16 protein-coding genes are annotated in these 14427 nt (G+C 62.9%); 8 read left to right on the forward strand and 8 right to left on the reverse strand.

Going from position 1 to position 14427, the window contains the following annotated elements; all coding sequences use genetic code 11:
• Nucleotides 1–54: 54 nt before the first annotated feature.
• The 3 genes from ggt to ACJA3S_RS21855 all read right to left on the reverse strand — a co-directional run bounded on the left by ggt (nt 55) and on the right by ACJA3S_RS21855 (nt 3510).
• Nucleotides 55–1722, reverse strand: coding sequence for a gamma-glutamyltransferase (gene ggt / locus ACJA3S_RS21845; RefSeq protein ID WP_406819974.1), 1668 nt, complete (start codon nt 1720–1722; stop codon nt 55–57).
• Nucleotides 1723–1839: 117 nt separating this feature from the next.
• Nucleotides 1840–2736 (reverse strand): LysR family transcriptional regulator, encoded by an 897-nt coding sequence (locus ACJA3S_RS21850; protein ID WP_186685478.1) that lies wholly within the window; start codon nt 2734–2736, stop codon nt 1840–1842.
• A 183-nt stretch (nt 2737–2919) separates the two neighbouring features.
• Nucleotides 2920–3510, reverse strand: a complete 591-nt coding sequence (locus ACJA3S_RS21855; protein WP_406819975.1) for an NAD(P)H-dependent oxidoreductase — start codon at nt 3508–3510, stop codon at nt 2920–2922.
• Nucleotides 3511–3664: 154 nt separating this feature from the next.
• On the opposite strand from ACJA3S_RS21855, the gene ACJA3S_RS21860 reads away from it, so the two are divergent.
• Nucleotides 3665–3979, forward strand: a complete 315-nt coding sequence (locus ACJA3S_RS21860) for a putative quinol monooxygenase (protein ID WP_225779269.1) — start codon at nt 3665–3667, stop codon at nt 3977–3979.
• On the opposite strand, the gene ACJA3S_RS21865 is transcribed toward ACJA3S_RS21860, so the two are convergent.
• The gene (locus ACJA3S_RS21865; RefSeq protein ID WP_406819976.1) at nt 3969–4733 is read right to left on the reverse strand and encodes a sulfite exporter TauE/SafE family protein; all 765 of its coding nucleotides are present in this window, start codon (nt 4731–4733) and stop codon (nt 3969–3971) included. The two genes, ACJA3S_RS21860 and ACJA3S_RS21865, sit on opposite strands and share 11 nt — an antisense overlap.
• 77 nt (nt 4734–4810) lie before the next feature.
• On the opposite strand from ACJA3S_RS21865, the gene ACJA3S_RS21870 reads away from it, so the two are divergent.
• Nucleotides 4811–5704 (forward strand): LysR family transcriptional regulator, encoded by an 894-nt coding sequence (locus tag ACJA3S_RS21870; protein WP_406819977.1) that lies wholly within the window; start codon nt 4811–4813, stop codon nt 5702–5704.
• Nucleotides 5705–5732: 28 nt separating this feature from the next.
• Here the strand turns inward: ACJA3S_RS21870 and ACJA3S_RS21875 are convergent, their stop codons facing one another.
• From ACJA3S_RS21875 to ACJA3S_RS21885, 3 genes are read right to left on the reverse strand one after another with little or no spacing between them, the layout of a single operon-like run.
• Complete coding sequence (locus tag ACJA3S_RS21875) at nt 5733–6131, reverse strand: hypothetical protein (RefSeq protein WP_406819978.1); 399 nt, start codon at nt 6129–6131, stop codon at nt 5733–5735.
• Nucleotides 6132–6154: 23 nt separating this feature from the next.
• A complete protein-coding gene (locus tag ACJA3S_RS21880) occupies nt 6155–6553 on the reverse strand; it encodes a hypothetical protein (RefSeq protein WP_406819979.1) in 399 nt (132 codons plus the stop codon).
• A complete protein-coding gene (locus ACJA3S_RS21885; protein ID WP_406819980.1) occupies nt 6540–7946 on the reverse strand; it encodes a PAAR domain-containing protein in 1407 nt (468 codons plus the stop codon). The genes ACJA3S_RS21880 and ACJA3S_RS21885 overlap by 14 nt, the downstream gene beginning before the upstream one ends.
• Before the next feature lie 194 nt (nt 7947–8140).
• Here ACJA3S_RS21885 and ACJA3S_RS21890 point away from each other — a divergent pair, with 194 nt between their 5' ends.
• Genes ACJA3S_RS21890 through ACJA3S_RS21915 form a run of 6 tightly spaced genes read left to right on the forward strand, consistent with a single transcriptional unit; the run spans nt 8141 to nt 13976 of the window.
• The gene (locus ACJA3S_RS21890; RefSeq protein WP_406822291.1) at nt 8141–8746 is read left to right on the forward strand and encodes a CDP-alcohol phosphatidyltransferase family protein; all 606 of its coding nucleotides are present in this window, start codon (nt 8141–8143) and stop codon (nt 8744–8746) included.
• Nucleotides 8747–8776: 30 nt separating this feature from the next.
• Nucleotides 8777–10531: a bifunctional alpha/beta hydrolase/class I SAM-dependent methyltransferase gene (locus ACJA3S_RS21895; protein WP_406819981.1), complete on the forward strand. Its 1755-nt coding sequence runs from the start codon at nt 8777–8779 to the stop codon at nt 10529–10531.
• Nucleotides 10532–11980 carry a phosphatase PAP2/dual specificity phosphatase family protein gene (locus ACJA3S_RS21900; protein WP_406819982.1) on the forward strand — a complete coding sequence of 483 codons (1449 nt, stop codon included), beginning with the start codon at nt 10532–10534 and terminating at the stop codon, nt 11978–11980.
• Complete coding sequence (locus ACJA3S_RS21905) at nt 11977–12408, forward strand: hypothetical protein (RefSeq protein ID WP_406819983.1); 432 nt, start codon at nt 11977–11979, stop codon at nt 12406–12408. The genes ACJA3S_RS21900 and ACJA3S_RS21905 overlap by 4 nt, the downstream gene beginning before the upstream one ends.
• A 10-nt stretch (nt 12409–12418) precedes the next feature.
• Nucleotides 12419–13042: a lysophospholipid acyltransferase family protein gene (locus tag ACJA3S_RS21910; RefSeq protein ID WP_170032661.1), complete on the forward strand. Its 624-nt coding sequence runs from the start codon at nt 12419–12421 to the stop codon at nt 13040–13042.
• A gap of 1 nt (nt 13043) precedes the next feature.
• Nucleotides 13044–13976, forward strand: a complete 933-nt coding sequence (locus ACJA3S_RS21915; RefSeq protein WP_170032663.1) for a phosphatidate cytidylyltransferase — start codon at nt 13044–13046, stop codon at nt 13974–13976.
• A gap of 166 nt (nt 13977–14142) precedes the next feature.
• On the opposite strand, the gene ACJA3S_RS21920 is transcribed toward ACJA3S_RS21915, so the two are convergent.
• Nucleotides 14143–14418, reverse strand: coding sequence for a metal/formaldehyde-sensitive transcriptional repressor (locus ACJA3S_RS21920; protein ID WP_225779277.1), 276 nt, complete (start codon nt 14416–14418; stop codon nt 14143–14145).
• Between the last annotated feature and the right edge of the window lie 9 nt (nt 14419–14427).

Genomic DNA, 14427 nt, shown 5'->3' on the forward strand with positions numbered 1-14427 from the left:
GAGCGGCCTCGTGTCGCGATGGAGGGCAAAGCCCTCCCGGCGATGGAACAGGTATTACTTGACGATCATCCCGACCCCACGCCCGCGTGGGTCCGAAGCAGTCTCCAGCTTCGCACCGTTCACCCGGATCGCCTGGATATCGCCCATCTCCCAGCCCTGGTCCTCCAGCACATAGCCCATCTTCTTCAGCTCGTCAGCCACCGGCCCGGTCAACGGCGCGTAGCTGTCAAAGTAGATGGTGTCCTTGGGCAGCAACTGATGGTGCACACGCTGCGCCGCCACCGCCTTGTCCAGCGGCATGCCGTAGTCGTACAGGTTGTTCATGACCTGGAAGATCGAGGTGAAGATCCGCGAGCCGCCTGGCGTACCAATGACCAGCTCGACCTTGCCATCGCGGGTCATCAGGCTGGGGCTCATCGACGACAGCATGCGCTTGCCCGGTGCGATGGCATTGGCATCCCCGCCTACCACGCCGAACGCGTTGGCCGCCCCCGGCTTGGCACTGAAGTCATCCATTTCGTCGTTCAACAGGAAGCCGGCACCTTTCACCACCACGCCACTGCCGTAATCAAGGTTCAGGGTGTAGGTATTGCTGACCGCATTGCCCTGCTTGTCGACGATCGAGAAGTGCGTGGTCTGGTGCGGCTCCAGGCCCGGCTTGACCTTGTCGGTCGCGGAAATGGCCTTTGGGTTGACCTGCGCGGCACGCTTGGCCAAGTAGTCCTTGGCTACCAGCTGCGCCACCGGCACCTGGGTGAAGGCTGGGTCGCCAAGGTAGTCGGCGCGGTCGGCGAACACCCGCTTTTCGATCTCGGCCAGCAGGTGGATGTACTGCGCCGAGTTGTGCGCCACGCCCTTGAAGTCTGCGGCGCGGTCTTCCTTGATGCCCAGCAGCTGGGCCAGGGCGACGCCGCCGGAGCTTGGCGGAGGCGCGGTATAGACCACATTGCCACGCCAGCTTACAGCCATCGGTTCACGCCATACCGCCTTGTAGTCCTGCAGGTCCTGCTTGGTGATCAGGCCCTTGTCGGCCTGCATCTGCGCCACCAGCAGGTCGGCGGTCTTGCCCTGGTAGAACTCGCTCACGCCCTTGTCGGCGATGCGCTCCAGGGTCTGCGCCATCTCGGGCTGCTTGAACAGCTGGCCGACTTTCATGTTGCCGAAGTAATCGTTGAAATTGGTCGCGGTCTTGAACATGCCCTGGGCATCGTTGCGGTACTGGTACTGCTTTTCTGCCACCTTGAAACCGTTTTTCGCGTAGCCGATGGCCGGGGTCAGCAGCTCGCTCCAGGGCAGCTTGCCGAACTTCTGGTGCGCCTCCCACAAGCCTATTACCGTGCCGGGTACGCCAGCAGCGCGGGCCCCGACCAGGCTGAGGTTCTCGATGACCTCACCCTTGTCGTCCAGGTACATGTTGCGCGTGGCGGCCTTGGGCGCCACTTCACGGTAGTCGAGGAAATAGGGCTTGCCGTCGACGAACAGGGTCATGAACCCGCCGCCGCCAATGTTGCCCGCCTCGGGGTAAGTCACCGCCAGGGTGAACGCCGTGGCCACTGCCGCATCCACCGCGTTGCCGCCCTTCTTGAGGATATCGGCGGCCACCTGTGCACCATATTGATCGGGCGCGGCCACTGCGCCGCCCTCCAGGGTGGCGGCATGAACCGAGGAACAGCTCAGGATCGCGGCTGCGAGAGCCAAGTACTGGAACGGAACCATACGCATGACACTTCCTTGGTGTTGTTTTTGTTGAGCAGTCAGTAAGGCCGAAGCGTGTCCACTGCGCAATCAATAGCAGGAAGTTTCGCCGCCTGTGGGCAGGCTATGTCGCGTTCAGGCAACTCAGCAGGCGTACATCGCCAACTTGCGCTGGATGAAATCGAGGAAGCACTGGATGCGCAGTGCCAGCTGGGTATTGCGGTAGTACACCGCATGGATCGGCTGGCGATAGCCGTTGTTGGCTTCGCTGAGCAACACTTGCAGGCGCCCACTGCGGATGTCTTCGTGGGTCATGAAGTGCGACAGGCTGACGATGCCCTCGCCCGCCAGCGCCAGCTGGCGCAAGGTCTCGCCGCTGGAGGCGATCAGCGCCGGGCGGATGCTCCAGCGGTCACCCTGGGCATGGCGCAGCGGCCAGTGATTGAGCGACTCGGGCTGGCTGAAGCCGAGCAGGCAGTGGTTGGCCAGGTCCTCGACCCGCAGCGGCGTGCCATGCTGTTCGAGGTACGCCGGGCTGGCCAGCACCTGCACCGGGCTGCACCCCAGGCTGCGCGCGTGCAGGCTGGAGTCGGCCAGTTCGCCGATGCGAATGGCCACATCGGTACTCTGCTCCAGCAGGTCGATGATCAGGTCGTCGGTGTTGAGCTCCAGTTCGATGCCAGGGTACTGGCGGCGGAACTCGCCGATCCAGGGCAGGATGGCATGCAGCATGAACGGCGCAGCGGCGTTGATGCGCAGACGCCCGGTCGGGGTCTGGCGGTTCATCGACAGGCGCTCTTCCATCTCGTCCATCTGTTCCAGGATCAGGCGCGAGCGTTCAAGGAAAAAGCGGCCCTCTTCGGTCAGGTCCATGCGCCGGGTGGTGCGGTTGACCAGGGTGGTGCCCAGCTTGCCTTCCAGGCGTGACAGGGTGCGGCTGACGGCGGACGGCGTCTGGCCCATCTGCTCGGCAGCAGCGGAAATCGAGCCGCAGTCGATGACGGTGACGAATACCTGGAGTTCTTCGGATCGGGTTTTCACATCGGAGCCTGTGGTTGGTCTCTGCAGGGACTAGATAGCCGCTTGTCGAGGCCAAGTCCAGCGCTGCCTGTACCGGCCCTTTCGCGGGCGCGCCCGCTCCCACAGGGATCAGACAGGCCTGAAGGCTTGTGGAGTACCTGTGGGAGCGGGCAAGCCCGCGAAGAGGCAGGCACAGTCGAACACTTACTGCGCCTTGCCGAATACCTTGTCCAGGTGCTCCGCATAGACCGCCAGCGCCGCCGGCACATCCGGGCGCTTCATCACATCCACCGCCAGGAAGGTCGGCAAGCCAGTCATGCCAAGGAACTGGTTGGCCTTGTGGAACGGAAAGTACACCGCATCCACACCCTTGCCCTCGAAGAAATCGCTGGGGTCGTCGAATGCCTGCTGCGGTGCATTCCAGGTCAACGACAGCATGTACTGCTTGCCGTGTACCAGGCCACCGCTGCCATATTTCTGCGAGTGGTCCGAACGGGTACGACCATCGTTGGCATACAGGCTGCCATGGCCTGCGGTGAACACCTCGTCGATGTATTTCTTCACGGTCCATGGCGCGCCCATCCACCAGCCTGGCATCTGGTAGATCACTACATCGGCCCAGAGGAATTTCTGCACCTCTTCCTGAACGTCATAACCGCCATCGATGAAGGTCTGGCGCACATCGAAACCGGCGCGGTCCAGGTGAGCCATGGCCGCTTCGTGCAGGGTGGTGTTGAGACGGCCATCGGAGTGAGCGAACTGTTTACCGCCGTTGAGCAGAAGGATCTTTTTCATGTGAGCCTCGCGAAAAATTCAGGTCGGCAGGTTAGGGGCTCGCGGGCAGGGGATACAGTGGCGCGGGGGCAAAATACAATTGCTCACAAGTCACGAATGGCTGGCACATTATTGCCGTAGAATCGCCTTACCTTCCGTCAACGAGTAGCGACCCATGACTGAGCAGTACGCCTTCATCCTCAAAGCCAAGACCCGTCCGGAAATGGCCGAGGCATTCGAAACCCTGTTCCGCGCCTACGTCGAGCCAAGCCGCCAGGAACCGGGCTGCATCGAGTACCACATGCTGCGCGACAAGCAGGACCCAAGCCTGTTCGTGTTCTTCGAGGTCTGGGCCGACAAGGCCGCGCTGGATGTGCACTCGGCCCTGCCGCACATGACCGCGTTCTTCGAAAAGCGCATGGACTACCTGGAGCGCGATTTCGACATCCAGATGATCGACATGCTCAGCGCCTCGTCCGCTAGCCGCTGATCAGCAAATGGCCGCCCAGTGCGGCCAGGCCAATGAAGAAGCAACGCTTGAACAACAGTGCGCTGATGCGCTGGCGCAGCCATTGCCCGGCCAGCATGCCGAGCAGGGCCGGCGCCAGCATCAGCAGCGAGGCCCCCAGGGCCTGGCCACCCAGGGCATCCTGCCCGGCCAGGCCAACGGCCAGGGCCAGCGTCGACACCGTGAACGACAGGCCCAGGGCCTGGACCATCTGCTCACGGTTCAGGGCCAGGCTCTGCAGGTAGGGTACCGCCGGTATCACGAATACCCCTGTCGCTGCGGTGACCACGCCGGTCACCAGGCCGCAGGCCGGCCCCAGCCAACGCTCGCGCCTCGACGCCAGGCACAGGCCCGCCCCGACCAAACCGTACAGTGCATAGGCCAGCAGGGCCGCGCCCAGTGCCTGTTTGGCCCACGGGCCGCTGTTGATCCCCAACCAGGCGCTGCCCAGCAAGGTACCGATGAAGAGCATTGCCAGCATCGGCCCCAGACGTACCAGCAACGCCCGCAGATGCCCGCCACTGGCCAGCTGCCAAAGGTTGGTGAAGGTCGAAGGCACGATCAGCAGCGCGGCAGCCTGCGCCGGAGGCATAGCCAGGCCCAACAGGCCCATGGCGATGGTCGGCAAGCCGAGGCCAATCACCCCTTTCACCGTACCGGCCAGCAGAAAGGTCATGACCACCAGCGATGCGAGGGCCGGGCCCAGGTCCTGATAGAAAGCGAACACGGTATTCATCAGCCGATGATGGCGCGCGCCGGCCTGGCTGAAAATCTGTCATATACTCAGGCAGACTCTTGCCAGGACAGAGCCAGATGCATTTCGACCTGATCGACCTCAGGCTGTTCCAGCACACCCTGGAGTGCGGCAACATCACCGCCGGCGCCAGCCGCAGCCACCTGTCGCTGCCAGCAGCCAGTGCGCGCATCCGCGCCATGGAAGCATCGTTGGGCATCCCCCTGCTGGTACGCAATCGCCGGGGCGTGCAGCCGACGCCAGCCGGCCAGGCCCTGCTGCAGCATGCCCGGCTGATAGCGCAGCAGGTCGAACGCCTGCAGTTCGACCTCGGCCAGTATGCGCAAGGGCAGCAAGGCCAGGTGCGCCTGCTGTGCAACACGGCGGCGCTCACCGAATACCTGCCGGAACTGCTGGCGAGCTACCTGGCTGACAATCCCGGGATCAGCGTCGATGTGCAGGAGCTGCCGAGCCTGCGCATCGTGCAGGCGATTACCCAAGGCATGGCCGACTTGGGCATCATTTCTACCGCAGCCCCTTGCGAGCACCTGCAGACCCGCCCCTTTCGCGACGACCCGCTGGTGCTGGTGACGCCGCCGGGCCATCCGTTGGCCAGTGCGCTCGCGCCCAGCTTCAGCGATAGCCTGGCGCACGGCTATGTCGGCCTCGGCGCCGGCAGTGCGTTGGCGTTGTACCTTGAAGAGCAAGCCCTGCGCGAGGGGCGACGGATGCAGGTACGCGTGCGGGCCGAAGGGTTTGATGGGGTGATTCGCATGGTCGCCGGCGGTGCCGGCGTGGGGGTGGTGCCGCTGGCAGCGGTGCGGCGCTGGCAGGGTATGTTGCCCTTGCACTGGGTGGCGCTGGCGGAGCCATGGGCCAACCGCCGGCTGCTGGTGTGCGCGCGGGATTTTGCGGCATTGCCGGGGTATGCGGCGGGTTTGGTAGCTGTGATGCAGGGTGACAAGCGCCTTTAATTACCCGCAACCTCGCTGCGGCTTGAGTCTATTGGGCTTTGGAAAGCTCGATTATCGCAGCCACCAGGGCAATCCCACTAAACCCAATAATTGATAGCCATACTGAAAGCGCAAGCTTTCGCTTTAGCTTCGGCGGGAAAGCCCTCAACTCATTGATATCCAGCTTGCCAAAACGCAACGCTAGACATGGAAATGTAACGAGGCCACTGATGTTGCAAATTAGCATCCAGCGCCACTTCAGGCTTGAGGTTCCCCAGATTATCTTCATCTGTTCGATATAGGGATTACTGGTAATTGCTGAGCAGGCGATGTGAAAGTCGCGGGTCAGGGTGACGTAAAGGCTAATGGCCGCACCTGACAAGGAAATGACAAAAGGCGTGAGTGCAAATAGCAGTTTCATAGCGACGGACCAGCTTTCAAAGCTCATCTCTTGAAGCCTCGATAAGTCTACTAGGATTTGGAAAACTCGACTATCGCAACCGCTACAGCAATTCCACTACATCCAATAATTGACAGCCACACCGAAATTTTAAGCTTCCGCTTAAGCGGTGAAGGAAATGCCTTCAACTCTTCAACATCGAGCTTGCCGAAACGCAAAGCCAGGCAAGGCAATGTGACAAGACCGCCAATACTGCAGATCAGCATCCATCGCCACTTCAGGCTCGATGTCCCCCAACAAACTTTTAACTGCTCAATGTATGGATTACTTGTGATCGCGGAGCAAACGACGTGAAAATCCCGTGTTAGCGTGATGTGAAGGGTAATCGAGGCCCCTAGCAAAGCAACAGCAAATGGGAAGATTAAAAATAACAGCTTAAGAATCACAGGCCAGGTTTCAAAACCTATCATTGGAAACCTCATATATAAATTCCCCGGTAGCCCCGCCCAACACTTCTCCTGCTTTCCCCCCTGCCAGGCTGCCTGCTCCCACAACCACCAGACCACAGACTGGAAGACCTAGGCCCGCAGTACCTACAGTAAATACGGCACATATTGTACCTACCGCAGCACTGGATAACGCAGCCGCCGCCGTCGCACCTCCAACCCCCATACTGAACGATCCGGCTTCAACAAATCGAATCCTTGCACATGCTTCTACATCTTCGCTCCGACAAACCTCTTGTATCTTCAGGTAAGACGAAGTTCCCCCTAACCCAATTGCAGCATACCCGCCATATTCAAGGTACTTGCTGAGCCTTGCCACCTTGTCCAGGTGTGTTGCATATCCTGGAATCTGCCCTGGCCCGCCAGCCTTCGACCAGTGGTGTACAAGGCTTCTGGTCGAAATATTCAAGCTCTTCTTCAGCCGCTCATAGCTGCCCAGGTTCAGCTGTTTGTTAAGCAGCGCCGCCTTCAACTGACCATCCAGTTGCTGTAGCAAATTTCGCCGCTCGGCAAAGAAGCTCGGGCTGTTCAGATGGCCGTGCTGCATGAACTCGCGCTGGTGCAATAGCTCGATATTGGTCAGCGTATTACTGACCTGCTTTAACCCTTGTTCCAGCATGTCCTTGCCCACGCCCATGGACTGGCTGGCATTACTGAGCAAGCCCGCAATTTCAGCCTGATGCTCCATCATGAAGTCCGCTTCGGCGAAATCGAGCACTGCCAGCGCACGGCGTGCATGCTCGGCCGCCGCCATCAGCTGGCCTTCCTCGCGGGTGCAGGCATCACCGTTGTCAGGGTCACCGATGACGAAGATTTCCCCCGCCTTGAAGCCGTGTTCGAACGTCGGGTTGAGCCGCTGCAGCCGCGAGATTGGCAAGGTGGCATCGTGCTCGGCCAATTGCAGCAGCACCTGCGCGAATGACATACGCCGTGGCACTACATAGAACCCAGGCTCCAGCGTACCGGGCAACGCCCCCACTACCGGTTGGGAGAAGTGTTCGGGGTACAAGGCGTTTGACGGCTCGGCAAAGTGGGTATTGGCCCGGCCCATAACAGGCTGCGTAGATGGTGGCGCCTCGTGCAACGGTGCGACAACCCGATTACTGCCCGGCGGGCAGCCACAGAGCACCAGCGCACCGTCCACGGCCACCCGCTGGCCGCCGGAAATAAAATGGTCCACGCCTTCGGCGACAGTGCCCACCTGCCCGCAGAGCGGGCATGGCGTGGTGCGGTCACCTTCGCGAAGCACCATTCGCCCCTCGGCGAGATAGCCGGCGTTCGTCGCAATACAGACAGCACCCGTAGTGGTGACATCACCATCGACTGCCTGCCCTCTTCCTTCAAGATTGACGCGCATCCTGAAGCTCCTTGCCCAGATAATCAGGACTGAAAACCTAACACCCAGGGAAAAGCTCTAGATGCCGCAAGCCCTAAATCAGAAGCTTCCGACATTTTCATCAGACCAATACCGAACTATCAGGCGTCCGGCTTTACCCGCAACGCAGACTCACCCAAAATAGCGCCCCAATGCCCAACGAAAAGGACTTCACGGTGGCCTCGATCTACCAGCTCAAACCGCGCTTCCAGGCCCTGCTCCGGCCGACGGTGCGACGCCTTCACGAGCGCGGCGTCACCGCCAACCAGGTCACGCTCGCCGCTGCCCTGGTGTCAGTGCTGCTGGGCCTGTTGCTGGCCAACCTGGCGCATGTCACCTGGCTGTTCATCCTGCTGCCGCTATGGATGCTGCTGCGCATGGCCCTGAACGCCATCGATGGCATGCTCGCCCGGGAGTTCGGCCAGCAATCCACCCTCGGCGCCTACCTCAACGAACTCTGCGACGTGATCGCCGATGCCGCCCTGTACCTGCCCTTCGCCCTGCTGCCGGGGGTATCGCCAGCCCTGGTCGTGCTCGTGGTGCTCACTGCCACCTTCAGCGAGTACGCCGGGGTCATGGGCCCGCTGGCCGGTGCCTCGCGGCGCTACGACGGGCCCATGGGCAAGAGCGACCGGGCCTTTGCCTTCGGCGTACTGGGCACCGGCGTGGCCTTCGGCCTGTTGGCCGGCGCCTGGATCAACGGCTTGTTGCTGGTGATCCTCGCACTCTCGCTCTATACCCTCTACAACCGGGTTCGCCAGGGGCTGGCCGAAACCCGTTGAGCCTACTGCCGTCGTAAAAGGATGTTGACCATGCGCCAAGCGCAAGCACTGCATTTCACCACCCATGACGGCGTCGAGCTGCATTACCGTCACTGGCCCGCCACCCGTAACGAACACCAGCCCCGCCGGGCTGTGGTGATGTTCCACCGCGGCCACGAACATGGCGGGCGCATGGCCCACCTGGCCGATGAGCTGGACATGCCGGGCTATGACTTCTTTGCCTGGGACGCCCGTGGTCACGGCCAGTCGCCCGGTGCACGCGGCGACAGCCCGGGGTTCGCCACCAGCGTGCGCGATGTGCAGACCTTCATCGAGCATGTCCAGGCCCGCCACGGTATCGCCGAGCAGGACCTGGTGGTGCTGGCGCAGAGTGTCGGTGCCGTGCTGGTCGCCACCTGGGCTCACGACTATGCCCCCAAGGTGCGCTGCCTGGTGCTGGCGTCGCCGGCGTTCAAGGTCAAGCTGTATGTACCGTTCGCCCGCCCCGGCCTGAAACTGCTGAAGGCCTTGCGCGGCAACTTCTTCGTCAACAGCTACGTCAAGCCACGCCTGCTCACCCACGACCCCGAACGGGTCATGTCGTACCTGGCCGACCCGCTGATCAGCCGGCCGATTTCGGTGACCATGCTGCTAGGCCTGTACGAAGCCGCCGACCGCGTGGTGGCGGATGCCCAAGCCATCCAGGTGCCGACCCAGCTGCTGGTATCCGGTGCCGACTTCGTGGTCGAGCGCCAGCCGCAGCAACGCTTCTTCGAGCGCCTGGGCAGTGCGCGCAAGGAAATGCACATCCTGCCGGGGTTCTTCCACGATACCCTGGGCGAGCGTGACCGGGCCCATGCCCTGCGGCGCATCGAGCGGTTCGTCGAGCACTGCTTCGCCAGCCCTGCGCCGCTGCCATCGCTGCTCGATGCCGACAAGGTCGGCGCCAGTTGCGCCGAGGCGGAAAGCCTGGCTGCGCCATTGCCGCACAACTCGCCCCGCGACCTCTACTGGCGCGCCACCCGCGCCGGGCTGCGCCTGGGCAAGGGCCTTTCGGAAGGCGTCAAGCTAGGCTTCGACACCGGTTTCGACTCGGGCAGTACCCTTGACTACGTGTACCGCAACCAGCCGACCGGCAAGGGCAAACTGGGCCGCCTGGTCGATCGCAACTATCTCGATGCCATCGGCTGGCGTGGCATCCGCCAACGCAAGCTGCACGTCGAAGAGTTGCTGCGCCTGGCCATCGCCCGCCTGCGCGAACAGCAACGGCCGGTGCACATCGTCGATATCGCGGCCGGCCATGGCCGCTACATCCTCGAGGCCCTGCAGGAGCTGGAGCAACTGCCGGACTCGATCCTGCTACGCGATTACAGCGAGCTGAACGTGCAGCAAGGCAGCGCGCTGATCGCGGAAAAAGGCCTGGCTGAGATCGCCCGCTTCGTCCAGGGCGATGCCTTCGACCGCCAGAGCCTGGCGACGCTGGAACAGCCGCCAACCTTGGCCGTGGTCTCCGGCCTGTACGAACTGTTCGCCAGCAACCAGCTGGTGGGCAATTCGCTGGCCGGCCTGGCCGACGCGGTGGAGGATGGCGGCTACCTGGTCTACACCGGCCAACCGTGGCACCCACAATTGGAGATGATCGCCCGCGCCCTCACCAGCCACCGCGGTGGCGAGGCCTGGGTGATGCGCCGGCGCAGCCAGGCCGAGATGGATCAGTTGGTCGAGGCCGCGGGCTTCCGCAAGCTGGCCCAGCGCATCGATGAGTGGGGTATTTTCAGTGTCAGCCTGGCCCAACGGGTGCGCTGAATGAACCCATCGCGCGAGCCCGGGCTGGTCCGCCGGGGCGTATTCTGGCTATTGCTGCTGGGGCCACTGTTTTTCCTCAGCTACGGGTTGGCCAACAGCCACACGATGGGGCGCAATGATGTCGGCAGCCTGGTGTTCGGCTGGGAAAGCCGCATGCCGTTGTGGCCGTGGACGATCATCCCATACTGGTCGATCGACCTGCTCTACGGGCTGTCCTTCCTGCTGCCGCGCACGCGCCAGGAAATGGACCGGCATGCCCTGGCCCTGCTGACAGCACAAGTGATCAGCGTCAGCTGCTTCCTGCTCTGGCCGCTGCGCTTCACCTTTGCGCGGCCGGAACTGGGTGGCGTGTACGGCTGGATGTTCGATGTGCTGATGGGGTTCGACAAGCCGTTCAACCAGGCGCCGTCGCTGCATATCGCTTTGCTGGTGATCATCTGGACGATGTTTGCCCGGCATGTGCAGCGCCAGCCCTGGCGTTGGCTGATGCATGGCTGGATGGCGCTGATCGGGGTATCGGTGCTGACCACTTGGCAGCACCATTTCATCGACGTGCCGACCGGCGCGTTGGCGGGGTTCTTGTGTGTCTGGCTGTGGCCACACCAGGGCCGGCTGCCCTGGCAGCAGGCGCACCTTGCGCAGGATGCCAAGCGCTGGCGCTTGGCCTTGAGCTATGCCGCGGGCGCGCTGTTGTGCGCCGTGTTTGCCATGGGTTTGGGTGGCGCCTGGCTGTGGCTGGCCTGGCCGGCCGTGTCGCTGGCTTTGGTGGCGTTGAATTACGGCCTGTTCGGCGCTGGCGGGTTCCAGAAAGGTGCCGATGGACGCTTGTCGAATGCTGCCCGCTGGCTACTGGCGCCTTATCTGCTGGGGGCATGGGCTAATTCACGGTTGTGGACCTGGCGGCACCCGCAGGCGGATGAAGTGTGTGATGGCGTCTATCTGGGGCGGATTCCAGGGCGTCGCGCGCAGTTCGCTGCGGTGGTCGATTTGTGCGCGGAGCTACCGTGTCATGTTCAGGACAGCGCGGCCCCTTGTAGGAGCGGCCTTGTGTCGCGAAAGGGCTGCGAAGCGGCCCCAGATTTTCAGCTTCGCAGCAGATATTGCTGGGGCCGCTTCGCGGCCCTTTCGCGACACAAGGCCGTTCCTACAAAGGTCGCGTCCGCCGTTGACTACGTATGTTTTCCTACCTTGGACCTGATCGCCCCGGATAGCCCCTTGCTGCAACAGGCCGCCGACGCCATCGAACGCCTGCGCGCCCAAGGCCCGGTGCTGGTCTGCTGTGCCCTGGGCTACTCGCGCAGCGCCAGTGCCGTGGCCGCCTGGCTGGTGCTCAGCGGCCGCTGCAGCGACGCCCGGCAGGCCGAAGCGCTGATTGGCAAAGCTCGCCCAGGGGTGGTCTTGCGTCACGCACACCACCAGGCCCTGCAACAACTGGGAGCACAACCATGAACCTGCTGGTGGTGGCCAGCCTGCTGGGCCGTGGCAAACAGCTGGAGCGGCTGTCCGACGGCCTCACCTTGCTGGCGCTCGCCTACGGCTTGGCGCCATTGCTGAATGCGCCGTTGCCAGCACTGGCCAGCCTGCTGTGCAGCGTATTGTTGGTACTGGGCGTACTTCACAAGTACTGGGCCATCCGCGTGGCGGTAGATGCCGACCTGTTTGCCCGCCTGGCCAAGAGCTCCGACCTGCCGGCAGACACCCAGGCCCTGGACCGCGCCTTGTTCGAACTGAAACTCAAACCGCACGCCGCCGATTCGCGCGCCTGGCCTGCCCGCAGCCAGGCTGCACTGGCCCTGCTGCGCCGCCAGGCCGTATGCCTGGGCCTGCAGTTGGCACTGGCCTTGACTACCCTGCTGACACTGCCTTTGAAGGGATAACGACAACCCCATGCTCGCCAGCCTGACCGCCTACCTCATTACCTCCGCCGCCCGCCTGATCACAGGCGCCCGCGCCCTGTGGCTGGGCTGCACACCGCTGCCGGTGCAGCGCCTGTATTTTGCCAACCACAGCAGCCACGGCGATTTCGTGTTGCTGTGGGCCTCATTGCCAGCGCCGCTACGCAAGCACACCCGGCCGGTGGCCGGCGCCGACTACTGGGCCAGGCCAGGTATCCGCGACTTCCTGATTCGCAAGGTGTTCAATGGCGTGCTGATCAACCGCCAACGCAGTGAAGGCCAGGGCAGCCCGCTGCAGCCGATTCTCGAAGCCGTGGCCCAGGGCGACTCGCTGATCTTCTTCCCGGAGGGCACGCGCAACCTTGGTGATGAGCCGCTGATGCCGTTCAGGAGCGGGCTGTACCATCTGGCTGCGGCGAATCCCGACGTCGAGCTGGTACCGGTATGGATCGCCAACCTCAACCGGGTGATGCCCAAGGGCCGCGCCTTGCCTCTGCCGTTGCTGTGCACGCTGAGCTTTGGCGAACCGCTGCACCTGGAGGCTGATGAAAGCAAACAGGCGTTCCTCGAACGGGCCAGCAAGGCCCTGCTGAACCTGGCCCCCAAGGATGCCTGACATGGACCACAACACCCTTTCGCTGTTCGCCGGCATCGGCGCCCTGCTGCTGCTCGCCAGTGTGATCGGCCGCCTGCTGAAATGGCGCGCCGGCCCGGCACCACACGCGGTGATCGACAACCTCAACGCCCGCATCAATGCCTGGTGGGTCATGGTGCTGGTGATCGGCATCGCCTTCCTGTTCGGCAAGTACGGCGTGATCGTGCTGTTCTACGGGGTGTCGTTCTATGCCCTGCGTGAGTTCATGACCCTCACCCCGACCCGGCGCAGCGACTACCCGGCGCTGGTGGCGGCATTCTACGTGGCGCTGCCGGTGCAGTACGTGCTGATCGCCATGGACTGGTACGGGCTGTTCAGTATCTTCATCCCGGTGTACCTGTTCCTGTTGTTGCCGATCCTGGCCAGCTTCGGTGGCGACACCACACGCTTTCTCGAACGAGCCTCGAAGGTGCAGTGGGGGTTGATGATCGCGGTCTACTGCGTGTCGTCGGTGCCGGCACTGATGACCCTCGACATCCCCGGCTACGAAGGCCGCAACCTGCTGCTGATCGCCTGGCTGATCTTGGTGGTGCAGATCAGCGACGTGCTGCAGTACGTGTGCGGCAAGCTGTTCGGCAAGCACAAGGTGGCGCCCAACCTGTCGCCGTCGAAAACTGTCGAAGGCCTGGCCGGTGGCGTGGCGCTGGCTACCCTGACCGGTGCCCTGCTGTGCTGGATCACGCCGTTCACTTTCTGGCAGGCCGCGCTGATGGCGTTGGCAGTGAACGCCATGGGCTTCTTCGGCGGGCTGGTGATGTCGGCGATCAAGCGCGACCGCGGGGTGAAAGACTGGGGGCACATGATCGAAGGCCACGGTGGCATGCTCGACCGCATGGACTCGGTGTGCTTTGCCGCGCCGGTGTTCTTCCACTTTGTGCGCTATTGGTGGGCGTAACCATACCCCCCAGGGGTATACGCAATCTTGTGGAGCGGCCTTGTGTCGCGAAAGGGCTGCAAAGCGGCCCCGGTAATATTCGCGGCGAAGCTGAAACCGGGGGCCGCTACGCGCCCCATCGCGACACAAGGCCGCTCCTACAAAGGGTCGTGCCACGCCGGCGTAGTCACTTCAGGTACGAACGCAACAACGCCGCCACCTTGTCGGCCTCGTCCTGCCGCTCCTCGGTGCTCAGCCCATCCGCCACCAGGTGTTCGCGGATATGCCCTTCCATCACTTCGGCCATCAGCCCGTTCACCGCGCCGCGCACGGCGGCGATCTGCTGCAGGATCGCCAGGCAGTCCTTGTCCTGCTCCAGCGCCGTCTCCAGGGCGGCGGCCTGGCCTTTGATCTTGCGCACCCGGGTCAGCAGTTGCTTCTTGCTCTTCAGGGTATGTGCCATAGGGTTTTA

Source organism: Pseudomonas sp. KnCO4 (assembly GCF_045344305.1).
Taxonomy (GTDB): Bacteria; Pseudomonadota; Gammaproteobacteria; order Pseudomonadales; family Pseudomonadaceae; genus Aquipseudomonas; species Aquipseudomonas anuradhapurensis.